Here is a 26642-nt window from a genome sequence, read left to right as displayed (position 1 = left end):
CTTTGTTGTTATCAGGTGTAGACCCAGAGCACGCGGGTGAGCTGCCCGGTGCGGTTGCCGTAGCGGCAATGGGTGTGACTGTCGAATTGAAAGCTGTCACCGGCCTTTAAGGTCACCGGCTCGTCGTCGTTGCCCAGCCACAAGGTCAGTTCGCCTTCAAGGACGTAGCCGCCCTGCTCCGAGCTGTCGCTCATGTGCCGGTCGCCGCTGCTCGCGCCCGGCTCCAGATGACTTTCGAGCATGGAGAACGAGGCACGCATCTGCGGCGACACCAGAATGTCGGTGATGCCGTTGGCGTAATACAGCGTGCGTCGTTCGTCCGGACGGGTGACCCACGGCACTTGTTTGGCTTTGGGCAGGCTGTAGAAATAGGTGGTCGGCACACCGAGGGTTTCGCTGATCGCGGTGAGGTCGGCCACGGTCGGGCGCGACAAGCCGCGTTCGACTTGCGAGAGAAAGCCCACCGAACGTCCGATCTTGTCGGCCAGCTCTTTGAGGGTGTATTTCTTGTGCTTGCGCAGGTCGTGGATCAGGATCGCCAGCGCAGCGATTTCTTCTTGCTTGTTCATGGTCAAAATCTCATCAAATGCTGTCGCGCAGCCGATACCAGGCCTTGCCGATAGCCTCCAGCGGTGCTGCGAAGTGCTTGCCGCCGGGGAAACGGCCATTGCTCAGGCCCTGGTACAACGCCAATTCATCCGCCTCGCCGAGAATCGCATCGGACACCGCACGGGCGGCGGCCAGCGTCGGCAACACGCCGTGCCCCGAATAACCCTGAAGCCAATAACGATTGCCCTCGCCGCCGACATCCGGCGTGCGGTTCATGGTCAGATCGATATGCCCGCCCCAAGCGAATTCCACCTCTACACCTTTAAGCTGCGGAAACACGCGTTCGAGAAACGGCCGAGTCGCCGCCGCAATGTCCTTGGGCATACCGCCCAGATAAGTGCAGCCACCGCCGAACAACAAGCGGTTGTCCGGCGTGCGACGGAAGTAATCGAGAACAAACTGGTTGTCGGTCACACAGACGTTGCTCGGCAGCAGCGCGGTGGCTTGCTCCGGTGTCAGCGGTGCGGTGGCGACTTGATAGGTGCCAACCGGCAGGATGCAGCTGGAGAGTTGCGGGTCGAGTTGATCGAGATAGGCGTTGCAGGCCAGCACCAGCACATCGGCCTTCACCGAACCGCGCTTGGTATTGACCCGGAAGCCATTGCCCTCCTGCTGATAACTCGACGCTTTGCTTTGCTCATGAATACGCCCGCCGGCACGCTCGATGGCGGCGGCCAGCCCCAGGGCAAGCTTCAACGGATTGAGGTGTGCGCCCTCGGCGTCAAAGAGGCCGGCCTGATAACGATCACTGGCGACCCATTGCGGCAAATCTTTGCGAGGGATGAACTGCAGACCGTCGTGGCCCCACTTGTGACTGGCTTCGTGTTGCCACTCAGTCAGCAGGCTGACTCGACGCGGCATCACCGACGTCCACAAATGGCCCGGGCGATAGTCGCAATCGAAACCATGCCGCCCGGGCAATTCACGCAGCTCCTGCGCGGCCCAACGCATGGCGTCCCACAGACGCCTGGCGCACTCATATCCAAGCGCAGCCTCCAGCGGCGGCATGTCGCACGACCAGCCCAAAATCGCCTGCCCGCCATTACGCCCGGACGCGGCCCACGCCACGCGACTGGCTTCGAGTACGGTGACGCGCTTGCCGGCCAGGGCCAGGCGCAACGCGGTGTGCAGCCCACTGAAACCGGCACCGATGATCACCACGTCGGTGTCGTGCGCACCTTCCAGCGCCGGCCGTGTGCTGAGAATATCGGCGCAACTGTGGGCGTAATAACTGGCGACATGCTGTTGGGATTGCTGAAACATTCGGCGCCTCATGAAATTTATTTCTTATAATTTCATGAAAATCTACAGAACAAATTTCATATCGGCAACCGACAACTGTTTCACCCACGCAGATCAATGCTCCAGCGCATAACGCCGGCAATGCTCCAAATAACCTTTCTCATGTTTGCCAACCAACTGCACAACACTGGTCCACAGCCACGACGGCGCATCCAGTGTCTTCGAGCGGCACGCTTGCAGTTCACGCATCCATGACGCCCGAGTGCTCATGTCCATCTGCCGGGCATGGGCCAGCCCCACGACGCGGGCCAGATAACCGGCGGCGAGCATCGCGTCGGTCTGGCTCAACTGATCCAGTTCCAGTTTCATGTCTTGAGGCAGCAGTTCGCGGATGAAGAAGCCATGGTCGAGCACGCGGGTGGCGATCATCCGGTTGCCCAGGCCTGGCGAGAGAAAACGCGCACCTTCGACCACACGTTTGCCGTTGTCGCGCGGCATCGCGGCTCGCGCCACTCGTGGCGCGGCGGCAGCAACTGCCTCTTTGATATCCAGCAGGCAATATTCCTGATCGTCGCCCTCGCCCACCCCCAGCAACACCGCATAACGCTTGAGCCCCAGCGAACTGCAGCCTTTGACCCAATAGGCTGAGTCGAGCATTTTCACCCGGTCGTCCTTGTTGCGGCCCTTCAATGAGGTCACCAGCGTGTGCAGGTCTGGCGTGGCGCAAAGGGTCTTCAGCGCACTGCGTTCTTCCCGTGACAGCGACCAGAAATGCTTGCCCAGCGGAATAGTTGGTTTGGTGCTCTCGATGCGCTCCTGGGCCAGATGCTTCCAGGTGCGCTGCACCGCGCTGCGCATGCCGGCCTTGACTTGCGCGGGTCTTGGCGGCTCTTTGTCGACGTCGTCTTCGAATGCTTGTTCATAGCCGCGCATCATCTCTTCAAGCATGCGCGCGGTGGCGACGCCGGGCAGGTCCGAACCTCGGGCGGCGGTGGCCAAGGAAAGCGCCAGACGCACCAGATCATGCGCAGGGTTGCCGATAACGGTTTGGTCGAGGTCGCGGATGTGTATGTCGATGCGCCCTTTCAGGTCGCCGGTCGGTCCGAGATTGCCGGCGTGACAATCGCCGCAGATCCACACCGCCGGCCCCTTCGGTAAGTTGCGGCCCGGTTGGCTGTGCAGCCACTCATAAAACTGCACCGTACTGCCACGGACATAGGCGTGGGCGGAGCGAGCCATTTTCAGATTGCGCAGTTGCGACAGGGGTTCAAGACGTGCGGAGGGCCGTGGGGTTTTCATGGACGCTTCTTGCAGTGAATGTGTCCTGTTGACCGCCGGCCGCTCGCAAATGTTTCAAAGTATTACAAAGGCAACTCAACCCGCGCCCGCAAGCCACCGCTGCTGCGATTGCTCAAACTCAGTTCGCCGCCCTGCTCGCGCACAATCGCCCGCGCCGCCGACAGCCCGAGCCCGACACCACCGGTTTCCCGGTTGCGCGAGGTTTCCAGGCGGAAAAACGGGTCGAACACCCGCTGCAACGACGCTTCGGGAATTCCCGGCCCGTTGTCACTGACGTCGATGCACACGCTGTAACCGTCGCTGCTCAGCGCGATTGCCGGCTGCTGCGCGTACTTTTCGGCGTTTTCCAGCAGATTGACGATCACCCGTTTGATCCCCAGCGGCCGGCCCTCGTAGACCAGATGCGCCGGGCCGTTGAAATCGATGGCAATGTTCTGGTCGCGGTAGTCGTCGATGATCGTCTGCAACAGTTCCGACAGGTCGAACGCGGTGCTTTGCTCCGGCTGAGTGTCTTCCCGAAAGAACGCCAGTGCCGCGTTGATCATCGACTGCATTTCTTCGATGTCGCGGATCAGTTTGCTCTGGTGATCGAGATCCTCCATGAACTCGCTGCGCAGGCGCATGCGGGTCAACGGTGCGCGCAAATCGTGGGAAATCGACGCCAACATGTGCGTGCGCTCGCTGATGTAGTGCTGAATCTGCGCCTGCATGGTGTTGAAGGCGATGATCGCCTGGCGGATCTCGTCGGGGCCTTCGACTTTGATCGGCGGCGCACGCAGATCACCGCCAAAACGCCGGGCGGCGCTGGCAAAGCGTTGCAGTGGCTTGGCCAGTTGCTGCGTGGCCAGCCAGGCCACCAGCACGGTGGCGATCAGGCCGAGGGCGATGATGATCGCGATGCGCGTGCCGATGTCCAGGCCCCAGGAGCGCTCGGGCGAAGAGAACAACAGCCAACTGGAATCCGGCAGTTGAATCAGCGCCGCATAGCGCGCCAGCGGACTGCCGCTCGGCCAGTCAGCGGGATTGAACACCCGAATGTCTCGCTCATCGCCCAACAACTGATGCAACCCCGACGTCTTGTTGGCGATGAGCTGCGTACCACCTGCTGGCAATCCAAGTTCGTCGCGTTGCGCACTCCACGTCACCTCCTGCGTCGGGCCGGTTGCCGCGTGCGCCAGTTTCGGGCGTAAAGGCGCTGGTGCAGCCTCGATCACTTTGACGGTCGCGGCAATCTGCTCCAGCAACCCGGTACGTTCAATCGGTGGTCGCGCCCAGGTCCCGGCAACCTCCACGAACAGGAAATTGAGTGCCAGCGACGCGAGCATGGCCGCGACGATGGTCAGGGCGATCCGCCGACTCAGCGGATCACGGCGCAGGAATCGACGGATCATGAACGAGTGACCTTGGCGGTAAACATGTAACCGCCGTTGCGCACGGTGCGGATCAGGTCCGGGCGCTTACTGTCCGGCTCGATCTTGCGGCGCAAGCGGCTGACCTGCACGTCGATGCTGCGATCGAAGGCGTCGTGGCCCTGACCACGAGACAGGTCGATCAGTTGCTCGCGGGTGAGGATGCGCTGCGGGTGTTCGAGAAACACCACCAGCAGATCGAACTCGCCACCGGACAGCGGAATCATCACGTTTTCCGGGGAGCGCAGCTCGCGACAGGTGATGTCCAGATGCCAACCGGCGAAGGCGATCACCGGCCGTGACGGCTCGCTCGCGGGGCTGACCTGCTCACCGGCGCGGCGCTGCACGGCGCGCAGGCGAGCCAGCAATTCACGCGGGGCGAACGGTTTGGTGACGTAGTCATCGGCGCCCAGTTCGAGGCCAACGATCCGGTCGCTCAATTCGCCCATGGCGGTCAACATGATGATCGGAATGCCCATCTGCGCGCGCACTTTCTGGCACAGGCTCAGGCCACCTTCGCCGGGCAGCATCAGGTCGAGAATGATCGTGTCCGGGCGCTGCTGCGCAATTGCCGCCCACATCGCTGCGCCGTCGGCGGCGACATCGACCTCGTAGGCGTGCTGGACGAAGAACTTCTTCAGCAGGGCGAGAATTTCCACGTCATCGTCGACGATCAGCAGTCTGCTCACGGGCACAGGATCCTCAGGCCAAAAAGAACGCATCTAAAACTATTCTGGCGGGCGGGTCATATATTTCAATCGAGCAACATTCCGTCGCCCCGGACATCAAGCGGACATTCTGCGGCAAAACCCCTCAGGCACCCTGCACGCCATCGACAACCGGGGGGCTTTCAATGAGCGCATTGCACAACCGTTATACCGCCGAGGGCCACGACGCCCGCTATCCGTTGATTCTCAGCCAGCGCACCAGCGCGCCTGAGCAGGATACGCCGCTGTTATTTCAGGAGTTCTGCCTGGGCCTGTCAGATGACCAAAGCCGTATCGTCCTGCGCCGCTATTTCGAGCAGTACGGCCCCGGCGATTCGCAATGGGTCGAGTACGTGCATTCGATTCCGGCTGCCGACCTGATCCAATGGATCATGAGCCACGGCCAACTGCACATCGAATGCTCGGACAACACCCCGCCGCTCTCCTCCCCAATCACTGCCCGCGCTTGAACGACGCGGGGCAACAGCGCAAAACAAGGATTCGCATGATCAGAAGCCATTGCTTGATGTCGGTGCTGTGTACGGCGTCCCTGAGCCTTTCGGCCTGCAGCAACAAAACCGTCGAACCGCAGAAGTACACCGGATTTCTGCACGATTACAGCGTGCTCAGCGAGCGCCAGTCGCCATCTGGGCAGACGGTGCTGGGTTGGGTCAGCCCGGCGCTGGCGCGGGGGCGTTACACCCAGGCCTATCTGGCGCCCAGCCAGTTCTACCCGAGCGCCGCGCCGACCGAGCGGATCCCGCTGAGCACGCTGTCTGGCGTCACCGACTACTACGACGCCGCGCTCAGGCTGGAACTGGGCAAGGTCATGCGCCTGATGCCGCAACCCGGCCCGAACACCCTGACCATCAGACCGGCGATCACCCGCGTCGCCGCCAGCACCCAAGGCTTGCGCTTCTATGAATGGCTACCGGTGACGCTGGTTGCCGCCGGCGTGAGCACCGCCACCGGCATCCGCGATCAGGACAGCGAAATCACCACCGAAGTCTCGTTCGAGGACGGCTCCACCGGCGAAGTGGTCGCCGAAGTCGTGCGCAAGGGCATCGGACTACCGCTGGAAAACGACAAACAGGTGCTGACCGCCGATGACGTCAAGGCTGTTCTCGATGGTTGGGCCGGCGACCTGGGCCAGTCATACCTGGCGATCCGCCGCTAGACATTTTGTGGCGAGGGAGCTTGCTCCCGCTGGACTGCACAGCAGTCCTCCCCAACAGCGGGGCCGCTTCGCGCCCCAGCGGGAGCAAGCTCCCTCGCCACAGTTCATTCGTTGGGTCGGGAGTATTTTTCAGGTGTTTGCAATCGCTGAATCCACTCATGCTCGGGATGCAACCGAACCAGATGTTGCATCAGCCATCGCCGCTCTTCGCGAGATAAATCCGGCAATGCCTGACTGAAATCGGTTTGATCCTTGGGACGCGTGTATTTGGCCTTGAACAGCAGAATCGCCGCAGGCCTGAGATAGGGAATCCCCGTATCACTCAGTGCCACCATCGCGGCGCGTGGATGGACAATCGACGGGTCTCTTTTATAGACCCACGTATCCGTCGTGCCGGTTTCAAGCATCAGATCGACTCGCCAGGCATGGGCAACGGCATCAAATCCCCACACCTGGAAAATATTCTCGCCTGGCGTTTGCCCCACCGGCAAAAACGTCAGTTCACCGTCCCGCACGGTATAGAAGTCCAGCTCGGCCAGCGCTTGCCGGAAGCGCTGAAAGTCGTCCCGCAGGAGGGTGAACTCCAGATCGCTGTGCGCACGGGTTGGCCGGCCCAGCCATAAATCCAGCGCCCATCCGCCCACCACGCACCACGGGCGCGAGATGTGTTTCAGCCGTTGCGCCAGTTCTTCCGGCGTCCACGGTTGCCATTCTTGCTGATCAGGAACGGTCATGCGCTCTGCTTCTCGTCACTTGGCTTTCGATTCCGCGCCGTTGCTCAAAATGCCGTGGCAGATCAAACCCAACACACTGCGCATATGCCGGGCATGCGCTTGCCGATTGGGTGCCGCCTCGGTCGCCAGCCGAATAAACGCCATATTCGCGTACTGGTTGAACAACGTCGCCGCCACATCGAGATCGACTGACGCCCGCACCTTGCCCTGCGCCTGAAAATGCCCGAGCAGCGCCTTGGTCTCTTCGATCACCGCCGCATTCCACGGGCTCAACGCCAGCGCCAACTCACCGGTCAGCAGAAACGGCGCCAATTCACGCCACAACGAGGCCGGCATCGCTTGCAGTTGATAGTCGGTCATTAGGCCTTCGAACTCGCACAGCGCCTCCAGCGGATCACTGTCGTCGTCCAGATTGGCCCGCGCATCGCGCATCGCCTGCTCGTCCGGCTGTTTGAGCAAGGCCAGCAGAATCTCCTGTTTGCCACCGAAATAATTGACCACCGTCGGCGCGGACACCCCGGCCTGGACCGCGATCTGGTCCAGCGTGGTGGCCGCAAAACCATTGGTCTTGAACAGCTCCAGCGCTGCCTGCGCGATGACTTCCCTGCGCTGTTCCTTTTGCCGTTCTCTGAGCCCGCTCATGGTGCTGATGTCCTGTCTTGCTGATCGGCGTCAGCCTACGGATTTCTTTTTTCACCGACAAATATTTTCTTTACAAAAATATTTTTAAGTGACAAATATTAACCGTGCACCGCTGGAATGAACGCGCACCCACTTGCCCCGTTTCTCTGGAGAACCGCCATGTCCGCCGAATTCGATCCGACCCGTAGCACCCGCGATTACCAGGCCGCCGACGCCGCCCACCACATTCACGCGTTCGTCGATCAGAAAGCCCTCAACGAGGAAGGCCCGCGGGTGATGGTCAGCGGTGATCGCCTGGCACTGTGGGACAACGACGGTAATCGCTACCTGGACGGCATGTCCGGCCTGTGGTGCACCAACCTCGGTTACGGGCGCAAGGATCTGGCCGCCGCTGCCACCGCGCAGCTGCAACAACTGCCCTACTACAACATGTTCTTCCACACCACTCACCCGCAGGTGATCGAGCTCTCCGAGCTGTTGTTCAGCCTGCTGCCCCAGCACTACAGCCACGCGATCTATACCAACTCCGGTTCCGAAGCCAACGAAGTGCTGATCCGCACCGTGCGCAAGTTCTGGCAGGTGATGGGCCAGCCCGAGAAGAAAATCATGATCGGCCGCTGGAACGGCTACCACGGCTCGACCCTCGCTGCGACGGCGCTGGGCGGCATGAAATTCATGCACGAAATGGGCGGCACCATCCCTGACGTCGCGCACATCGACGAGCCGTACTGGTTCGCCCACGAAGGCAACCTCAGCCCGGAAGAATTCGGCCTGCGCGCCGCACGGCAACTGGAAGACAAGATCCTCGAACTGGGCGCCGACAAGGTCGCCGCGTTCGTCGCCGAACCATTCCAGGGTGCCGGCGGCATGATCATTCCGCCCGCCACTTACTGGCCGGAAATCCAGCGCATCTGCCGCAAATATGATGTGCTGCTGTGCGCCGACGAAGTCATCGGCGGTTTCGGTCGCACCGGCGAATGGTTCGCGCACCAGGCCTTCGGTTTTGAACCGGACACGCTGTCGATCGCCAAAGGCCTGACCTCCGGCTACATCCCCATGGGCGGGCTGATCCTGTCGCGACGTATGGCCGAAGCACTGGTGGAAAAAGGCGGCGTGTTCGCCCACGGCCTGACCTACTCCGGGCACCCGGTGGCGGCTGCGGTGGCGATTGCCAACCTCAAGGCGTTGCGCGATGAAGGCGTGGTCACTCAGGTGAAAAACGACACCGGTCCTTATCTGCAGAACTGCCTGCGTGAGGTGTTCGACAACCATCCGCTGGTGGGTGAGGTTCAGGGCGTGGGGCTGGTGGCGGCATTGCAGTTCGCCGAAGACAAAGCCACCCGCAAGCGTTTCGCCAACGAGAACGACATCGCCTGGCGCTGCCGCACCATTGGTTTTGAGGAAGGCCTGATCATTCGCTCGACGCTGGGCCGGATGATCATGGCCCCCGCATTGATCGCCACGCGCGCGGAGCTGGATGAATTGGTCGACAAGACACGCATCGCCGTAGATCGCACGGCTAGCGAATATGGCGTGCTGTAACACATACCCCTTGTAGGAGTGAGCCTGCTCGCGATAGCGGTGTGTCATTAACATCGATCTAAACTGATCGACCGCTATCGCGAGCAGGCTCACTCCTACAACGGAATCAGGTATGCCTTGAACTCAGCACATCGGCTCAATCAAGCCCAATTGATCCTGCCCATTATCAGCAGACCTTCCCTGATTGTCGGTCTCTCTCGATGGCTTCCTCAACATCACACTTTGCATTGTTGGCACTGCTTTGCGCAGCGAGCGACAGTGCTTTGGCCAATGACTTCTTCGACGACGCCAAAACCGAAGTGCTCAGCCGCAACTTCTTCCTGAGCAACGACTACCGCTCGCCCTCTCCCTCCGGCAAAAACTATAAACAGGAATGGGCCCAGGGTTTTATCGGCACGTTCACCTCTGGCTACACGCCAGGCACTGTCGGATTCGGCATCGATGCCCACGCCTTTCTCGGCCTGAAACTCGATGGCGGCAAAGGACATTCCGGCACGGGTCTGTTGCCGGTCGACAGCAATGGTCGTAGTGAACCGAACTACTCCAGCGCTGGCGGCGCGTTCAAACTGAAAGCTTCGCGCACCACCCTCGCGTTCGGCGAGATGACCGTGGAAACGCCGGTGTTCGACACCTCGGACAAACGCCTGCAACCGGAATACGCCACAGGTTTGCTAGTGAACAGTCGTGAAATCGACAACGTTAACTTCACGGCCGGACACTTCACCGCATTCAAGAATCAGGACAGCTCTTCGAGCCACGGCGACTTTTCCGGTTACGGCGCCACCACCGAGGCTGGCGGAATCAGTTTTCTCGGCGCCGATCTGTTCGGCGACAGTCCGGTGGGTGGATCGCTTTACGCCTCGGACCTGACTGACACCTGGCATCAGTACTACGCCAATCTGCACTTCAAACAGTCCGGCCTGTTGCTCGATGCCAACCTCTACCACACCCGCGATACCGGTCGGGCGCTGGCCGGCGCAATCGACAACACCGCGTTCAGCCTGTCCGGCAAGTACAGCTTCGGCCCGCACGCGGTCATGCTCGGCTGGCAACGCGTCAATGGCGACACGTCGTTCGATTTCGTGGGCGGCGACTCGATCTACCTCGCCAACTCGATCAAATACGCCGATTTCAACGGCGCTGGCGAACGGTCCTGGCAAGCACGCTACGACCTTGACCTCGGCGCCTTCGGCATCCCTGGCCTGACCTTCATGACCCGCTACGTCTCCGGCGACTACATCGACGGCACTCACGCGCCCAAGGGCGGCGCGTACAACCCGTTCGATGCCGAGACTGGCGATTATCAGCCGCAGCAAGGCGCTGGCGGCAAGCATTGGGAACGGGATATCGATCTGAAATACATCGTGCAATCGGGCACGGCGAAGGACCTGTCGGTACAGCTGTCGCACGTCTCGCACCGGGCCAACGAGGCACAGGCCGGGGATGATATCGACCGAATTTATGTGGTGATTCAGTACCCGCTAGGGTTCTGATGGCCCGTGATTAAACCCGGACTCAGACCCGAGGTCGCCCTACGAATCCATCGACTGGAAAAACTCCACGAAGCCGCCGACAACGAAGCCCTGCTGGGCATTCAGCAAGTCGTGATGCTCGGCGAACTGACCGTCAACCGCGCCCTCGACAACCTCGACCCGCCCGCCTGAAAACCCGATCCCCTGTGGGAGCGAGCCTGCTCGCGAAAGCGGCCGATAAGCCGACTTTGAGGTTAATGACACACCGGCCATCACCAGCAGGCTGGCTCCAACCAGGGGATCGAGTGACATTTTGAACATTGCGTGATTCGCGGACGGAAGCCGACCTGCGTTATTGGCTAGCAAAATGCCACCACATCACTTAGTCTGCGCGCCCCGCAAAAACGTTTGGCCAGGAAGGCTTTGATTGGCCTTCGCAACTGAACGTCATCAATCACGCAGATTCAGGGATGTTCATGTTTCATGTCTTCAAAATAGCGGTCGCCGGCCTGCTGGCCTCGCTGCTCAGTGGTTGTATCACCGAAAGCGCGTCATGGGTCAGCGAACCATTGCAGGCCAAGGCCAATGAGCCTGTGGCTTATCTGATCGGGTCTATCGGGCCGCGCTCGCTCAAACTGTCTCCGGCGGATAACCAACGCCTGTTTATACGCAAACGTGGCTCCCAGTACGGCGCTGCCGGTATCTGGAAAATGGCCGGTGCCTATTCAACGCCGCAGGATATTCAGGACGCTAACGGTGCCGCGAGTGTCTTCGTCCTTGCTTTGAAACCGGGCGACTACGAGTTCTACGATTTCCAGTTCTTCTCTGCGCGATACACACCGGGGCTTGGCACCGTTTACAGTTCGATGGAAGCGCGTGAGAAATTCAACCTTCCGCTACGTCTTGAAGCCGGAAAAGCCTATTACATGGGCGAATATCGCTCGCTCTGCCTCAACGGCATCGGCTGCACCTTCCTCTGGCGCGATCAGCGCGCCCGCGACGCCGTGATCGCCCAGCGCCAGGTTCCCGGACTACCACCTCTGCAATCACTGAAGCTCGATCTGAAAAGCGCCGAACCCTATATTTTTGCCGATACCCCGCCGGGTGTTGCCGCGGACATCAAACCATGAAAAAAATCACCACGCTTGCCACCGTCGCTCTGCTGGCCGGTTGTACCGCCACCAACACCTTGCCAGAGCGCACACTGGCCGACGGACAGGATTATCTGGCACCGATCCACGTCATGATCGACGACCCTCTGCAGTCTTCGTCGTTGCGCAATCATCTGCGCGAAACTGGCGTATTTCGCAACGTCGAAACCGGGTCCGGCCAAAACGATGCGTACAACGTCCAAGTCAAATTGAACATGCAACGCGAGTTCCCGCCGTTCCCGGTGGTGTTGTTGAGTTGCGCCACACTGTTCATGCTGCCGCTTTCGAAGGAATACGACACGCAGGCCGAGTTCTCGGTGTATCAAGGCGACAAGCGCCTCAAGCAGTACACCTATCGCAATAACACCCAGAAATACACCTGGTTGCTCGACCAGGGTGGCGAGCTGGAAGGACAGAACCTCAGCCGTATTGCACGGGCCTTTGCCCAGGACGTTCAACATGACCGGTTGATCCCTGTCGTGGGAAGTGCCCAATGAAGCTGGCCTTGATCAAGAACGGCGCCATGCTCAGTGCGCTAATGGCACTCGGCGGTTGCGCCAACACCCTGCCGCCTCTCGATTATCACGCTACGCAAGCCTATGTGCCGGTGACGTTGAGCCTGGGCCCGGCCAATACCCGGCACGAAGAATATCGTCAGCGTGAAACCATTTCTGCATTGAAAGACTCCGGTGCGTTTTCCATGCTCGACGGCGGTTACACCCGCAACGGCTACAGCCTGCTGATTACCCAGCCGTGGTCGGGCGAAACCCATTATCTGGCCATGTTCAATGTTCTGACCCTGTTCACCCTCCCAGTGCCTTATCACTACCAGGACAACTTGCGCAGCTCGGTCTTCAAGGACGGTAAACTGCTCAAGACCTATAACTATTCCCGCGAAGGCTGGAGCGTGATGGCGTGGTACGTGCCGATCCCGAACAACAAAAACAAGCAGCAGATGCTGGATCAGTTTCTGGGAGAGTTGGAGAAGGACAAGCTGATTCCCTATCAGCCTTGACCGTTGCGCCGCGACAGCAAGCATCAAAGCGGCGAGGACGGGAATAATTGGCGGAAGGCAGCCGGAGTCGAACCTGCCCGGGAACGGATGCCGTCCCCAACCGGGTTTGAAGCCCGGCCGCGCCACCGGGCGCGATTGCCTTCCTTTGAACTCAGGGTGCGTCGGCACTGGCCAGCGCGTTGTCGTGGCGGATCACCCGGGATTCGCCGATGCGCCGGGTCAGGCCGAGGCGGTCGAAGTATTCCAGGTACTGAATACAGCGTTTGCGTCCCAAGCCTAGCGCATCACGGAAGGTTGTCACCTGGATCGACGGATTTTCCTGTTCCAGTTGCAACAGAATGTCGGCCATGCGCCGCAGTTGCCCGTCAGACAGAAACAGATCGCGCACCACTTGGTGCATCAATCCCAAGCGCGCCAGTTTGCGCAACAGCAGGCGCACCATCGCATCTTCCACGCCCAACACGTTGGCGACATCACGTACCCACGGCGGATCAAACCCGGCCTGTTCGAACAGCGGCTGCATGCGCTGCCACAGGGTTTCGTCTTCGGCATTCAAACGCACCTGATGATCGGGCAAATGCAACCACGGCCCGCTGGCGTTGATCGATCCGGCGGCGCGCAGTTCTTCCAGCAGGCTGACGAAGGTCGAACGTTCCAGCGCCAAACCGCTGAAGCGGCGCAGGCGGTCGCGATCCGGTCCCATCTGGTCCGGTTCCAGCTCATGCAATTTCGCCAGTTGCTCCAGCAGGGTGAACTTCAACTGCCCCCAGCGCTGCACGTTGAACAGCACCGGGCCTTGGCGGGTGTCGATCAGGCGCACGTTGGCCGGTAGCGCCCAGTCTTCACGCGGGCGATTGAACTGGCGCTCAATTCGTTGCGGATCGAGGCCGCCAGCGCTGTGGTCGAGCAACAGCGGCAGCGCTTGTTCAAGACTATCGCTGCCCACCAGCGCTTGCAGTTGTGCCAGCCGCTCCGGGCTGCGACGGCGACGGGCCGGGGCGAACGGGTCAAGCACCTGGCCACCGCCGAGGGTGCGTTGCGCGCTCTGGTCACGCAGGATCAGGCGATCGCCCTTCACCGCGTGCACCGGGGCGTTGATCAGCAGTTGCGCGAACATGCGTTCGCCTGCACGCAAACGCGGGCCTTCGAGCAACGCCACGCGGGCGATGACGTCTTGCGTACCGAGGTGCACGTGCACCGGGTGAAAGTGTTCGAAGGTGCGCTCACCGGGCAACAGTTGAAATTCGATATCGACCCGTTGCGTCGGTGCGTGCAGCCATTCGGCCAACAGCCATTGGCCGCGATGGATCTGCTCCAGGGTCAATCGATCGCCACTGATGTTCAGCGCCACCCGTTGCCCGGCGAAGGCCTGCTCGGCGGCCTGATTTTGCGCGTGCAGTCCTCGCACCCGCACCGATTTCCCGGACGGCCCGAGGGCCAGTTTGTCCCCGACTGACACCGTTCCCGACAACGCCGTGCCAGTCACCACAATCCCGGCGCCCGCCACGCTGAAAGCGCGGTCGATGGCCAGGCGCAAACCACCGTCGCGACTGCGCTCATGCACTTCGCCTTGGATCTGCAGCAAGCTCTGGCGCAGTTCATCGACGCCCTGCCCGGTCACGCTCGACACCGCCAGCGTCGTCGCATCGGCGAATGGCCCGGCTTCGAGCAGATCGAGAACCTGGCGCTGCACCTCCTCCACCCTGCCCGCTTCAACCCGATCGCATTTGGTGATCGCCACCAGCGCCCGGGGAATGCCCAGCAATTGGACAATCGCCAGATGCTCGCGGGTCTGCGGCATCACCCCGTCATCCGCCGCCACCACCAGCAACACCAGATCGATGCCCTGCGCGCCGGCGAGCATGTTGTGGGTGAATTTCTCGTGGCCCGGCACGTCGATGAATCCGGTCAGCCCGGCACCGGCTTCCAGTTCCGCGTAGAGATAACCGAGGTCGATGGTCATTCCGCGCTCGCGCTCCTGCGGGCGGCGGTCGCCGGTTTGGCCGGTCAGGGCTTGCAACAGCGAGGTCTTGCCGTGGTCGATGTGCCCGGCGGTGCCGACGATCACGACTCGACCTGCAACTGCGGCAATTGCGCCAACCACGCCGATTCATCGTCGAGCTGCCGCAGGTCCAGCCACAGCGCATCGTCGTCAATGCGCCCGAGCACAGGGATTGGCAACGCACGCAACGCCGCTTCCAGATTCAGCAGACAACGCCCGCGCATGCGTTTCGACACCTGCGGGCGCAAACACAGCGCCGCACTCGGCAACCGCGCCACCGGTTGGCTGCCGCTGCCGATCATGCCCAGCGCTTTCACTGCACTGACATTCCACGGTTCGCCGATAACCTGTAACAGTGCCGGTAGCAGGCGCTCGGCTTGGGCGAGGATCTCGGCTTGCGGGCGAGTCAACAGCCGCAGGCTCGGCAGACGTTCAGCGAGGCGATCCGGATCGCGATACAAACCCAGCACCGCCTCCAGTGCCGCCAGGGTCAACTTGTCGACCCGCAAGGCGCGCTTCAGCGGGTTCTTCTTGATCTTCGCGATCAAGTCTCTGCGCCCGACTATCAACCCGGCCTGCGGCCCGCCGAGCAATTTGTCGCCGCTGAAGGTGACGATGTCCGCACCGTCGAGCAGCGCCTGCCTTACCGTCGGTTCCGCCGGCAGACCCCAGCGGGTCAAGTCCAGCAGACTGCCGCTGCCCAGATCCTCCAGCAGCGGCAAGCCGTGCCGATGGGCCAGTTCGGCCAGTTCGGCGGTGGGCACCCGGGCGGTAAAGCCTTCGATGCTGTAGTTGCTCGCATGCACGCGCATGATCAAACCACTGCGCGGGCTGATCGCTGCTTCGTAGTCGCGGGCGTGGGTGCGGTTAGTGGTGCCAACTTCATGCAGGCGCACGCCGGCGCGGGCCATGATGTCGGGGATGCGGAACGCGCCGCCGATTTCGATCAGCTCGCCGCGCGAGATGATGCCTTCCTTGCGCGCGCCGAGGCTGTTCAGCGTCAGCAACACCGCAGCGGCATTGTTGTTGACCACGGTGACGGCTTCGGCGCCGGTCAGTTCGCGGATCAGGCCTTCGATCAGATCATCGCGATCACCGCGCTTGCCGCTGGCCAGATCGAATTCCAGATTGAGCGGGTAACGTGCGGCCATCTGCACCGCTTCGATGGCCTCTTCGGGCAGCAAGGCGCGACCGAGGTTGGTGTGCAGCAACGTGCCGGTCAGGTTGAACACTCGCCGAACGTTGCTGCGCTGTTGCTGGGTCAGGCGCTCGCCGACGCGGCCGGCGAGCACTTCGGGGCTGATTTCAATGGCAGACAGTTGACCTTGCAACACGCTGAGCCGCAGCTCATCAAGCAACTGCCGCAAGCCGCTCAGCAACGCCTCACGGCCATAACGCTCGGCCAGCGGCAGACAGGCCGGGTGACGCAACAAACCATCAATGGAAGGCAACCGCAGGGCAACACTCGAAGACATCAGCCACTCCCGAAAACAAGACTCTCCGGCATGACCTGACGCAACGCGTCTAAATACAGCACACCGGCCCCCAATTGTGGGAGCGGGCTTGCTCGCGAATGCGGTGAGTCAGCCACAAATGATCTGACTGACACGGCCCCTTCGGGAGCAAGCCCCCTCCTACAGGTTTTTCAGGAGTGTAGACGCTCTGGTCATTCGTCTCCCGGCGCCAGCAACAGATTCGGTGCCAGACGCTGGTAGCCGTCCTGCGCCAGACGCATGTCGAGCAGCAGGCTGCTGAGATCGGCGGACAACGCTTCGCCTTCGGCATCGTTCTCCAGATAAACCAGTTTCAGGTAGCTGTTGCAACTGGGGCACACCTCCGCACGAATCGGCGCCTGATTGGCGGCGTGGCGATCGTCCTCCAGGCTCAGGTAATCCAGGCCCTTGCTCGACTCGCAATACACGCACTTGACCCGCACCACATGCCATTCGCAGGCGCACAACGAACACACCAGATAACGCAGACCGTTGTGTTTGCCGCGATGGCGGATCACCCCGGCCATCGCTGGTGAACCACAGCCCGGGCACTGGCTGAGGCTGTCGCCGGGTTTCAGTTGCAGGTTCGGTGCGCTGAGCAGCCAATGGCTCCACGCCGCTTGCAGCCCGGCGCCGAGGAACGGCACCAGCGCCGCCGGCACCATTGAATACTGACCGCTGACCAGCGCCACGGCCCACGCGCGCAATTGCCCGACACTGGCACCGCGCAATGTGGCGAGCGCGTCGACTACGGCGGGTTGATCGGGCGCCACGTAACGTTGCAATAAAGCATCCAGATAAGCCCGCCAAGCGTCTTCGCGAACCAGTGTGTCGGCAGCAAACGGCGGCAAACCATGCAACTGACAGGCTTCGATCCTTTGCTGATCAAACGGTACCGTCAGCGGTGGATCGTCGAAAACCTGCTGCTGAGCCCGGCACAATCCGGCGATCAGACGCAGGTAATCGGCCAACGGATGCCCGTGAGCCAATTGCTCCAGGCGCTGGGCGCGCAAGGTGAATAGGTTGTGCGGCGGCAGGTGCAGAAACGGCGGCGAACTGGCCGCCGCTTCGATTTCCCCGGGTTCAAGAATGGTTGCCAAAAGTCAGCCCTTTTTGGTGATCGGTCGCTCCGGCACGTCCGGATTGCGTTCATCGCGGGTGATGTCGCGATACCACAGTTCGTGGTGTTTCCTGGCCCAGGCGCGGCTGACCCAGCCATGCAGCATCGCGTCCACCGAACCCTTGATCCACAGGCCGGCGTAGATGTGCACGATGATGCTGAGGATCAGCACAAACCCGGCCAGCGCATGCAGGAGCATGGCCCAGCGGATCACGGTGATGCCGAAGTACGCGCTGAAATACGCACGCCAGATCACCAGCCCGGTGAACAGCAAACCGAGCATGCACAGCAGTAAAGTCCAGAACAGCATCTTCTGCCCGGCGTTGTACTTGCCCACCGGCGGTACGCTTTCTTCGTCGTTGACCAGCACCCGATCGATGCGGCGCATCCACTTCCAGTCGTTGTCGATGAAGAAGTTCGCGCGCCAGAAGCGGAACACCAGGCCGAGGAACAACACGAACATCAGCACGCCCATGAACGGGTGCAGAATCCGCGTCCACGGCCCGCCGCCGAACAGGTGGGTCAGCCAGAACATCGACGGATGAAACAACGCCAGCCCGGACAGCCCGGCCATGAAGAACAGAATCGCCACCAGCCAGTGATTGGTGCGCTGGTTGGCGGTGTAGCGCAGGATCGTCTTGTTGCTCATGGCCGGTCCTCCCCGCGTGGATCGAAGGTGTGCACCGCCGGATCGACGACATGCACCGAGGTATCGGGCGGCGTCGGATGTTCATCTTCCTCGACGCGATTCGGCCCGATGCGCACATAGTGGAAGAAACCGGCGAGCACCGCCGCACCCATCGCCAGCAGGCCCAACGGTTTGCTGATGCCTTTCCACAAGCCCACCAGCGGGCTGATGGCCGGTGCCTCTGGCAACCCGGCGTAGATCTTCGGCGTATCGGCGTGGTGCAACACATACATCACGTGAGTGCCGCCGACGCCTTCCGGGTCATACAGCCCGGCGTTGTCGAAGCCCCGGCTTTTCAGGTCGACGATGCGTTCGGCGGCGTGCTCCTTCATGTCTTCTTTGGTGCCGAAGACAATGGCGCCGGTCGGACAGGTTTTCACGCAGGCCGGTTCCAGCCCTACCGCGACGCGGTCGGAACACAAGGTGCATTTGTAGGCCTTGTGATCCTTCTGCGAAATCCGCGGAATATTGAACGGGCAACCGGTGATGCAGTAGCCGCAACCGATGCAGTGATCCTGATCGAAATCGACGATGCCGTTGGCGTGCTTGATGATCGCCCCGGGACTTGGGCATGCCGCGAGGCACCCCGGTTCGGCGCAATGCATGCAGCCGTCCTTGCGGATCAGCCACTCGAGGTTGCCGGCGTCGGTTTCGTGTTCGGTGAAGCGCATCAAGGTCCAGGTTTCTGCGCTCAGGTCCTGCGGGTTGTCGTAGGTGCCATGGTTGTGGCCGACCTCGTCGCGCAGCTCGTTCCATTCCGAGCAGGCGACCTGGCAGGCCTTGCAGCCAATGCATTTGGTGGTGTCGATCAGCTTGGCGACTTCCTGCTGATTCCGCACCGAAGGCGGCACCGTGGTGGTGGCCGAGCGGGCAATGATGTCTTGGCTGGCCATTTACAGTTTCTCCACGTTGACCAGGAATGACTTGGATTCCGGGGTCTGTGTGTTGCCATCGCCGAGGAACGGCACCAGGGTGTTGGTCAGGTAGCCGTGGCGCGTCTGGCCGGTGAATCCCCAGTGCAGCGGGATACCGATCTGATGCACCACCTGGCCGTTGACCTGCAGCGGCCGGATGCGTTTGGTCACCACCGCCACCGCCTCGATGAACCCGCGTTTGCAGCTGACCCGCACCCGATCTCCCGCCGCAATGCCTTTCTCCTTCGCCAGCACTTCGCCGATTTCGACGAACTGCTCGGGCTGGGCAATCGCATTCAACTTGCAATGCTTGCTCCAGAAGTGGAAGTGCTCGGTCAGCCGGTAACTGGTACCGGCGTATGGGAAGTCCTTGGCTTCGCCGAGGCTTTCCCAGACCGAATCGAAGATCCGCGCCGCCGGGTTGCTGGTGGCTTTCTTGTTTTGCGGGTGCAGCGGGTTGATGCCGATCGGCGTTTCGAACGGCTCGTAGTGCTCGGGGAAAGGCCCTTCGTTCATCTTGTCGACGGCGAAGAACCGCGCCACGCCTTCGGGGTTCATGATGAACGGGTTCATCCCCGCTTCCGGCGGCACATCGGCCTTGTAGTCCGGCACGTCGGTGCCGCCCCAGGCCTTGCCGTTCCACCATACGAGGCGTTTTTTCGGATCCCACGGTTTGCCCGCGACGTCCGCCGAAGCGCGGTTGTAGAGAATCCGCCGGTTGGCCGGCCACGCCCAGGCCCAGCCCTGATGCTGATGCATGCCATACGGGTCGGCATTGTCACGCCGGGCCATCTGGTTGCCGGCCTCGGTCCAGCTGCCGGCGAAGATCCAGCAACCGGACGCGGTGCTGCCGTCGTCCTTGAGCAGGCCGAACCCGGCCAGTTGCGATCCGGCCTTGACCGCCACGCCGCTGGCATCGGTGAAGTCGGCCATGGCGCTGCCGTTGATCTCTTTGGCCAGCTCCTCCGGCGATGGCTCGTCGGGGATCTTATACGGCCACGACAGGTTCAGCAGCGGATCGGGGAACTTGCCGCCCTCGGCCTGATAGCGCTTGCGCAGGCGCAGGAACAGTTCGCTCATGATGCGAATGTCGGTCTGCGCTTCGCCGGGGCCGTCGGCGCCTTTCCAGTGCCATTGCAGCCAGCGGCTGCTGTTGACCAGCGAGCCGTCCTCCTCGGCAAAGCAGGTGGTCGGCAGGCGAATCACTTCGGTCTGGATCTCGGCGCTTTTCACATCGTTGTACGGCCCGACGTTTTGCCAGAACTCCGAGGTTTCGGTGGCCAGCGGATCCATCACCACCAGCCATTTGAGCTTGGCTAGCGCGCCCATCACCCGGTTCTTGTCCGGCAACGCGGCGATCGGGTTGAAACCCTGGCACATGTAGCCGTTGACCTTGCCCTGGCTCATCAGGTCGAACATCTTCAGGACGTCGTAGTTGGGGATATCCAGTTTCGGCAGGTAGTCGTAATTCCAGTTGTTCTCCAGCGTCGCGTTGGCGCCGTACCAGGACTTCATCAGGCTGACGTGGAATTTGCTGTAGTTCTGCCAGTAGGACAGCTGCCCCGGACGCAACGGCATTTGCGTACGCTTTTTGATAAAGGCGTTGTAGTCCTGCTCGCCATCGCCACCCAGAGTCAGATAGCCCGGCAGCGAGTTGGACAACAACCCGAGGTCGGTCAGGCCCTGAATGTTCGAGTGCCCACGCAAGGCATTGACCCCGCCGCCCGGCATGCCGACGTTGCCCAGCAGCAGTTGCACCATCGCCGCACTGCGGATGATCTGTGCGCCGATCGAATGTTGCGTCCAGCCGAGTGCATAGAGGATGGTCATGGTTTTGCCCGGCGTGGAGCACGTGGCAATCTCATCCCAGATTTTCTGCATCGCATCGACCGGCATCCCGCAGATCTGGCTCGCCAGATCAATGTTGTAGCGGCTGTAATGCTGCTTCATCAATTGATAGACGCAGCGCGGGTCCTGCAGGGTCGGGTCGACCTTGACGAAGCCGTCCTCGCCCAACTCGTAACCCCAGCCGGATTTGTCGGTGTAGCTGCGTTTGGCCGCGTCGTAGCCGCTGAAGATGCCGTCTTCAAAGCCATAGCCGGCTTTGACGATGAACGAGACGTCGGTGTAGTTGCGCACGTATTCGTGCTGGATCTTGTCCTGAGTCAGGAGGTAATTGATCAATCCGCCCATGAAGGCGATGTCGGTACCGGTACGGATCGGCGCGTAATAGTCGGCCACTGAAGCGGTCCGGGTAAAACGCGGGTCGACCACGATCAGCCGGGCAGCGTTGTGCGCCTTGGCCTCGGTCACCCATTTGAAGCCGCACGGATGCGCTTCTGCTGCGTTGCCACCCATCACCAGGATCAGATTCGCGTTGGCGATATCGGTCCAGGTGTTGGTCATGGCTCCACGGCCGTACGTCGGGGCAAGACTTGCCACCGTCGGGCCGTGTCAGACACGCGCCTGGTTATCGAACCCCAGCATGCCAAGACTGCGAATCACCTTCTGGGTGATGTAACCGGCTTCGTTGGACGCTGCGGACGCTGCGAGGAATCCGGTGGTCAGCCAGCGATTCACCGTTTGCCCAGTGGAATTTTTCTCGATGAAGTTGGCGTCGCGGTCGGCCTTCATCAGGTCGGCGATGCGATCCAGTGCTTCATCCCAGCTGATCCGGGTCCATTCGCTGCTGCCGGGCTTGCGCATTTGCGGGTATTGCAGGCGGCCCGGGCTGTGAATGAAGTCCAGCAGGCCCGCGCCTTTCGGGCACAGGGTGCCGCGGTTGACCGGGTGGTCGGCATCGCCCTCGATGTGAATGATATTTTGCGCGACGTTCTTCGCGGCATCGCCCTGGCTGTACATGATCAACCCGCAACCGACCGAGCAATACGGGCAGGTGTTGCGGGTTTCATGGGTGTGGGCAAGCTTGAAGTGACGCACCTGCTCGGCGAAGGCCAGCGTCGGGGCCATGCCCAACGCGCCCAGGCTAGAGCCTGCAAGGCCGATACCGGCGACCTTGAAGAATTGACGACGGCTGAGATCCATCGTGCACTCCTGATCAGGTGGAACCCGGTACTTGAGCCGGGCTTTTTCTGGACAAACACGGTTACGGCAGAATGCCTGCCGGCTTTTTCACTGTAGACAATGACCACACACTCTGTGTGAAAACCGACCGTCGGCCGTTTGTCGGTCTATTCGCCAACGAACACAAAACCCTGTGGGAGCTGGCTTGCCAGCGAAAGCGGCGGATCAGTCAACACTAATAGCGACAGTGACGACGCCATCGCTGGCAAGCCAGCTCCCACAGGGGTCGCGTTGGGCTTAGAATGGCGCCCAGGATCCATCCCGCCTTCACGAGACCGCGCATGACTTTCGATTTTGATCAGGTATTCGACCGCCACAACACCGGCAGCACCAAGTGGAGCCGCTACCCGGCCGATGTGTTGCCGATGTGGGTCGCTGATATGGATTTCGCCGCGCCACCGGTGATCATCGAGGCGTTGCAGCAGCGTCTGCTGCACCCGCTGGTGGGTTACAGCGTGGCGCAGGACAACTTGCGTGAAGCCATCGTCGCCGACCTGTGGGACAAGTTCGCCTGGAAGGTCAAACCGCAGGAGCTGATCTTCCTGCCGGGTGTTGAATCGGGTTTCAACATGGCTTTGAAAGCCCTGGTGCAGCCGCAGCAGAATGTTGTGGTGCAGGTGCCGAACTACCCGCCGCTGCGGCATGCGCCGGGGCATTGGGGGCTGAACAAGGTCGAGCTGGAATTCGTCGCCCAGGCCGATGGCACCTACGCCACCCCGCTGGAGACCCTGCGCGAATCGCTGAACGGTGGCGGCGCCCTGCTCCTGAGCAACCCGCACAACCCGATCGGCAAGGTGTTTGGCCGTGAGGAGCTGCAAGCCGTAGCGGATATCTGTGCGGCACAGGACGCCTGGATCATCTCCGACGAGATCCACGCCGAGCTGTGCTTCGACGGCCGCGTGCACATTCCGACCGCGTCCCTCAGCCCGGAAATCGCCAAGCGCACCATCACCCTGATGTCGGCGAGCAAGGCCTACAACATCGCCGGCCTCAAAACCTCGTTCATGATCATCCAGGACGCCGCCCTGCGCGAGCGCGTCAACCACGCCCGTTGCGGCATGGTCGACAGCGTCAACCCGTTGGGCATGGAAGCCACCCGTGTCGCCTACAGCGAAGGCGCGCCGTGGCTGGCCGAACTGAAAACCTATCTGCAGGCCAACCGCGACTGGCTGGTGGACGCGGTGCGCGGCCGCTTGCCGGGCGTGACGATCAATGTGCCGCAGGGAACCTATCTGGCGTGGCTCGATTGCTCGGCGCTGGACCTGGACAATCCGCAGCAGTTCTTCCTTGAACAGGCCAGGGTCGGTCTGAGCGCCGGGCTGGATTTCGGCGATCAGCACCAACAGTTCGTGCGCCTGAACTTCGGCTGCCCGCGGTCGTTGCTCGAAGAAGGCATCAGCCGCATGGAACGCGCCCTGAACAACCGCAATACCTGAAAACACCACCAATCTGTAGGAGTGAGCCTGCTCGCGATAGCTGACTGACATTCAACATCAATGTCGGCTGATACACCGCTATCGCGAGCAGGCTCACTCCTACAATGGTTTTGTGGTCATCCAAAATCCGATCGAACTCACGGCAAACCGTCCAGGTCAACCACCCATACCTGCCCTGAGAACCTCGGAGATCTGTGATGACCGACTATCCAAAACCACCCTTCCCCGCACAAGCCCAAGCCGTCCCCGGTGCGCAAAGCAAAATGCAGCCGTACCCCGACTGCGGCGAGCAAAGCTACGTCGGCTCCGGGCGGCTGGCTGGCAAGATTGCGCTGATTACCGGTGCCGACAGCGGCATTGGCCGCGCGGTGGCGATTGCCTTCGCCCGTGAAGGCGCTGACGTGGTCGTGGCTTATCTGAATGAACACGACGATGCCAAAGAGACCGCACGCTGGGTTGAACAGGCAGGCCGCCAGTGCCTGTTGCTGTCCGGCGATCTCGCGCACAAGGCCCATTGTCAGGAACTGGTGGATAAGACCGTCGAACGCTTCGGGCGCATCGACATTCTGGTGAACAACGCCGCGTTCCAGATGACCCACGAAAACTTCGAAGAAATCCCCGATGACGAATGGGTGATGACTTTCGACGTCAACATCACGGCGATTTTTCGGTTGTGCCAGGCAGCGATCAAACACATGTGCCCCGGCGCGTCGATCATCAACACCAGCTCGGTCAACTCGGACATGCCCAAACCGACCCTGCTGGCCTACGCCACCACCAAGGGCGCGATCGCCAACTTCACCGGCGGACTGGCACAGATACTCGGGCCAAAAGAAATCCGCGTGAACTGCGTGGCCCCCGGACCAATCTGGACGCCACTGATCGTCTCGACCATGCCCGATGAAGAGGTGCAGAACTTCGGCAGCGAAACCCCGCTCGGGCGCCCCGGACAACCGGTGGAAGTGGCGCCAATCTATGTGCTGCTCGCCTCCGATGAAGCCAGTTACATCACCGGTCAGCGCTATGGCGTCACCGGCGGCAAGCCGATGTTGTAAGCCTCCATGAGCTTTGTCATCTGGGTCGCGGTGCTTGGCGCGGTGTTGCTGACCCTCGCGCTGACCTCGTCGTACCTGCGCTGGATGCCGGTCACCACTTCGGCGGTTTGTCTGTTGCTGGGGATCGGCATCGGCCCCAGCGGTCTGGATCTGCTGAAGCTGTCACTGGAAAACGCCTCGGTGTGGATGGAGCATCTCACGGAAGTGGCGGTGCTGTTTTCGCTGTTTGTCTGCGGGCTGAAGTTGCGTCTGCCGCTGCGCGACAAGCGTTGGCGGATTGCGTTCGGGCTGGCCGGCCCGGTGATGGTCTTGACCATCGCCGGGGTCAGCGTGTTGCTGCACTGGGGCCTGCAACTGTCGTGGGGGCCGTCGCTGCTGATCGGGGCGATGCTGGCGCCGACCGACCCGGTACTGGCCGCGCTGGTGCAGGTCAACGATGCGCGGGATGTCGACAGCGTGCGCTTCGGTCTGTCCGGTGAAGCCGGGCTCAACGACGGCATCGCGTTCCCGTTCGTGATTCTCGGCTTGCTGCTGTTGCAGGCCGATGCGCAACCCGGCGCCTTGACCGATTGGGTACTGCACGGATTACTCTGGGCGGTGCCGGTCGGTTTGCTGACCGGTTACTGGATGGGTCGCGGCATCGGTCGGTTGACGCTGTCGTTGCGCATCCGCAACGACGACAGCACCCTGAGCCCGAATGATTATTTGGCGCTGTCGCTGATTGCTCTGGCTTACGTCGGCGCGGATGCAATTGGCGGTTATGGTTTTCTGTCGGTATTCGCCGCCGGCCTCGGCTTGCGTCAGGAAGAAGTCAAATCCACCGGCGCCAGCCAGCCGCCCGCCGAACATCTGGTGCAACCGGTGGTCGGCCACCAGAACATCGAACCGCAGCACGCGGTGCACGGCGATACCGAACGACTGGAAAGCAGCCAGGTCGCGGCCGGGATCATGATGGGCGACATGCTCTCGTTCGGCAGTCTGGTGGAACGGGCCATGGAAGTGTTTCTGGTGACCCTGCTCGGTGTGGTACTGGTGCCGCATTGGGACTGGCGCGCACTGGTCATTGGCGCGGTGCTGTTCTGCGTGGTGCGTCCGGCCTGCGTCGCGTTGATGCCTTGGGGCACTTTGCTCGACGGTGGTCAGCGGCTGTTGATCGGTTGGTTCGGCATTCGCGGGATCGGCAGTCTGTTCTATCTGTTTTATGCCTTGAACCATGGCCTCAGTCCTTCAGTCGCGACGTTGTGCACCAACATCACCCTGTCCGTGGTAGCGCTGAGCATTTTACTGCATGGCATCAGCACCCAGCCGCTGCTGGCGCGCTACGAACAACGGCAAAAACGAAAAAACTGATTTTTCCGGCGGCAATATGTCGGGAAATCCATCGAAGTTTTTTCTGAAAATAAATGGATCCCTCGGCCAAAACCGACAGTCACAACCATAACCCCTCGCTGGATGCACTCGGCGGGGTCCGGCAGGTTCGGTTCCCCTGCGGCTTGCAGCCCATGAAGAGGAATCTTTGGATAACAAGGTCACGGTCATGAAAGAATGCTCGACTCCGGCACAAATCAAGGCTTGCAGGGCTTTGGCCCTGGAACGCAATCGTCAACTGTTCGAAGATGCCCACGCCCTCAACCGAGCGGCTTACGAGCTGCTGGAAGCGGACAATCTGGACCTCGAACAGTTTGAGCACTATCGAGCACTGCGCCGCAAAGCCGATGCGAAGTTCGAGGAAGCCATCGATCACTTGTGCGTCCTCAACGAAGACTTCCCGCCGATTCCAATGTCACCGCATCACTCGCAGGAATTGCGTCGGCAACTTGAAACCGTCGAATAAAGCACACAAGAAAAAGC

25 protein-coding genes and 1 tRNA gene are annotated in these 26642 nt (G+C 61.2%); 12 read left to right on the top strand and 14 right to left on the bottom strand.

Translation table 11 applies throughout. The features are described 5' to 3' along the window. Positions 1 to 11 precede the first annotated feature (11 nt). The 5 genes from J1G18_RS08180 to J1G18_RS08160 all read right to left on the bottom strand — a co-directional run bounded on the left by J1G18_RS08180 (position 12) and on the right by J1G18_RS08160 (position 5281). Positions 12 to 569, bottom strand: a complete 558-nt coding sequence (locus J1G18_RS08180; protein ID WP_134786425.1) for a helix-turn-helix domain-containing protein — start codon at positions 567 to 569, stop codon at positions 12 to 14. A gap of 13 nt (positions 570 to 582) precedes the next feature. Continuing rightward, the gene (locus J1G18_RS08175; RefSeq protein WP_223007431.1) at positions 583 to 1872 is read right to left on the bottom strand and encodes an NAD(P)/FAD-dependent oxidoreductase; all 1290 of its coding nucleotides are present in this window, start codon (positions 1870 to 1872) and stop codon (positions 583 to 585) included. A 93-nt stretch (positions 1873 to 1965) separates the two neighbouring features. Continuing rightward, positions 1966 to 3150 (bottom strand): DUF2252 family protein, encoded by a 1185-nt coding sequence (locus J1G18_RS08170; RefSeq protein ID WP_223007430.1) that lies wholly within the window; start codon positions 3148 to 3150, stop codon positions 1966 to 1968. Positions 3151 to 3212: 62 nt separating this feature from the next. Next, positions 3213 to 4541, bottom strand: coding sequence for an ATP-binding protein (locus J1G18_RS08165; RefSeq protein WP_223007429.1), 1329 nt, complete (start codon positions 4539 to 4541; stop codon positions 3213 to 3215). Continuing rightward, positions 4538 to 5281, bottom strand: coding sequence for a response regulator (locus tag J1G18_RS08160; protein ID WP_098964057.1), 744 nt, complete (start codon positions 5279 to 5281; stop codon positions 4538 to 4540). Before J1G18_RS08160 ends, J1G18_RS08165 begins: the two co-directional genes overlap by 4 nt. Before the next feature lie 131 nt (positions 5282 to 5412). Here J1G18_RS08160 and J1G18_RS08155 point away from each other — a divergent pair, with 131 nt between their 5' ends. Continuing rightward, the gene (locus tag J1G18_RS08155) at positions 5413 to 5736 is read left to right on the top strand and encodes a hypothetical protein (RefSeq protein WP_150368318.1); all 324 of its coding nucleotides are present in this window, start codon (positions 5413 to 5415) and stop codon (positions 5734 to 5736) included. A gap of 35 nt (positions 5737 to 5771) precedes the next feature. Continuing rightward, entirely contained in the window at positions 5772 to 6443 is a 672-nt protein-coding gene (locus tag J1G18_RS08150) for a DUF3313 domain-containing protein (protein WP_223007428.1), read from the top strand. A gap of 104 nt (positions 6444 to 6547) precedes the next feature. On the opposite strand, the gene J1G18_RS08145 is transcribed toward J1G18_RS08150, so the two are convergent. Next, the gene (locus tag J1G18_RS08145; protein ID WP_223007427.1) at positions 6548 to 7177 is read right to left on the bottom strand and encodes a nucleotidyltransferase domain-containing protein; all 630 of its coding nucleotides are present in this window, start codon (positions 7175 to 7177) and stop codon (positions 6548 to 6550) included. A 15-nt stretch (positions 7178 to 7192) separates the two neighbouring features. Further along, entirely contained in the window at positions 7193 to 7819 is a 627-nt protein-coding gene (locus J1G18_RS08140) for a TetR/AcrR family transcriptional regulator (protein ID WP_223007426.1), read from the bottom strand. A gap of 159 nt (positions 7820 to 7978) precedes the next feature. Between J1G18_RS08140 and J1G18_RS08135 the strand changes: the two genes are divergently transcribed. The 6 genes from J1G18_RS08135 to J1G18_RS08110 all read left to right on the top strand — a co-directional run bounded on the left by J1G18_RS08135 (position 7979) and on the right by J1G18_RS08110 (position 12999). Continuing rightward, positions 7979 to 9361: an aspartate aminotransferase family protein gene (locus tag J1G18_RS08135; RefSeq protein ID WP_223007425.1), complete on the top strand. Its 1383-nt coding sequence runs from the start codon at positions 7979 to 7981 to the stop codon at positions 9359 to 9361. Positions 9362 to 9561: 200 nt separating this feature from the next. After that, entirely contained in the window at positions 9562 to 10854 is a 1293-nt protein-coding gene (locus tag J1G18_RS08130) for an OprD family porin (protein WP_223007424.1), read from the top strand. A 6-nt stretch (positions 10855 to 10860) separates the two neighbouring features. Then, entirely contained in the window at positions 10861 to 11025 is a 165-nt protein-coding gene (locus J1G18_RS08125) for a hypothetical protein (protein ID WP_171061831.1), read from the top strand. A 284-nt stretch (positions 11026 to 11309) separates the two neighbouring features. Next, on the top strand, positions 11310 to 11963 hold the full coding sequence (locus tag J1G18_RS08120; RefSeq protein ID WP_223007423.1) for a hypothetical protein: 654 nt from the start codon (positions 11310 to 11312) through the stop codon (positions 11961 to 11963). Next, positions 11960 to 12481, top strand: coding sequence for a hypothetical protein (locus J1G18_RS08115; protein ID WP_098964065.1), 522 nt, complete (start codon positions 11960 to 11962; stop codon positions 12479 to 12481). Before J1G18_RS08120 ends, J1G18_RS08115 begins: the two co-directional genes overlap by 4 nt. Then, entirely contained in the window at positions 12478 to 12999 is a 522-nt protein-coding gene (locus J1G18_RS08110) for a hypothetical protein (RefSeq protein ID WP_098964066.1), read from the top strand. Before J1G18_RS08115 ends, J1G18_RS08110 begins: the two co-directional genes overlap by 4 nt. A 48-nt stretch (positions 13000 to 13047) precedes the next feature. On the opposite strand, the gene J1G18_RS08105 is transcribed toward J1G18_RS08110, so the two are convergent. The 7 genes from J1G18_RS08105 to fdnG form a co-directional block, all read right to left on the bottom strand. Then, a tRNA-Sec gene (locus tag J1G18_RS08105) sits at positions 13048 to 13143 on the bottom strand. A gap of 7 nt (positions 13144 to 13150) precedes the next feature. After that, on the bottom strand, positions 13151 to 15067 hold the full coding sequence (gene selB, locus J1G18_RS08100; RefSeq protein WP_223007422.1) for a selenocysteine-specific translation elongation factor: 1917 nt from the start codon (positions 15065 to 15067) through the stop codon (positions 13151 to 13153). Beyond that, the gene (gene selA, locus J1G18_RS08095) at positions 15064 to 16476 is read right to left on the bottom strand and encodes an L-seryl-tRNA(Sec) selenium transferase (protein ID WP_223007421.1); all 1413 of its coding nucleotides are present in this window, start codon (positions 16474 to 16476) and stop codon (positions 15064 to 15066) included. The genes selB and selA overlap by 4 nt, the downstream gene beginning before the upstream one ends. Positions 16477 to 16667: 191 nt before the next feature. Beyond that, complete coding sequence (gene fdhE / locus J1G18_RS08090; RefSeq protein ID WP_223007420.1) at positions 16668 to 17594, bottom strand: formate dehydrogenase accessory protein FdhE; 927 nt, start codon at positions 17592 to 17594, stop codon at positions 16668 to 16670. A 3-nt stretch (positions 17595 to 17597) separates the two neighbouring features. Beyond that, positions 17598 to 18263, bottom strand: coding sequence for a formate dehydrogenase subunit gamma (locus J1G18_RS08085; protein ID WP_003224974.1), 666 nt, complete (start codon positions 18261 to 18263; stop codon positions 17598 to 17600). Next, positions 18260 to 19195 (bottom strand): formate dehydrogenase subunit beta, encoded by a 936-nt coding sequence (gene fdxH, locus J1G18_RS08080; protein WP_135295846.1) that lies wholly within the window; start codon positions 19193 to 19195, stop codon positions 18260 to 18262. The genes J1G18_RS08085 and fdxH overlap by 4 nt, the downstream gene beginning before the upstream one ends. Further along, positions 19196 to 22261: a formate dehydrogenase-N subunit alpha gene (fdnG, locus tag J1G18_RS08075; protein ID WP_223007419.1), complete on the bottom strand. Its 3066-nt coding sequence runs from the start codon at positions 22259 to 22261 to the stop codon at positions 19196 to 19198. A 320-nt stretch (positions 22262 to 22581) separates the two neighbouring features. Between fdnG and J1G18_RS08070 the strand changes: the two genes are divergently transcribed. From J1G18_RS08070 to J1G18_RS08055, 4 genes are all read left to right on the top strand, one after another. Then, positions 22582 to 23736, top strand: coding sequence for a MalY/PatB family protein (locus J1G18_RS08070; protein WP_223007418.1), 1155 nt, complete (start codon positions 22582 to 22584; stop codon positions 23734 to 23736). Positions 23737 to 23933: 197 nt separating this feature from the next. After that, a complete protein-coding gene (locus J1G18_RS08065; protein WP_223007417.1) occupies positions 23934 to 24791 on the top strand; it encodes a glucose 1-dehydrogenase in 858 nt (285 codons plus the stop codon). A gap of 6 nt (positions 24792 to 24797) precedes the next feature. Then, a complete protein-coding gene (locus tag J1G18_RS08060; RefSeq protein ID WP_027612796.1) occupies positions 24798 to 26141 on the top strand; it encodes a cation:proton antiporter in 1344 nt (447 codons plus the stop codon). Positions 26142 to 26328: 187 nt separating this feature from the next. Further along, complete coding sequence (locus J1G18_RS08055; protein WP_007967009.1) at positions 26329 to 26625, top strand: hypothetical protein; 297 nt, start codon at positions 26329 to 26331, stop codon at positions 26623 to 26625. Positions 26626 to 26642: the final 17 nt, after the last annotated feature.

It is taken from the genome of Pseudomonas sp. MIS38 (assembly GCF_019891575.1).
Classification (GTDB): domain Bacteria; phylum Pseudomonadota; class Gammaproteobacteria; order Pseudomonadales; family Pseudomonadaceae; genus Aquipseudomonas; species Aquipseudomonas putida_A.
The sequence above is the reverse complement of the archived record's forward strand: the minus strand, read 5'-3'. Positions and strand labels throughout refer to the sequence as shown.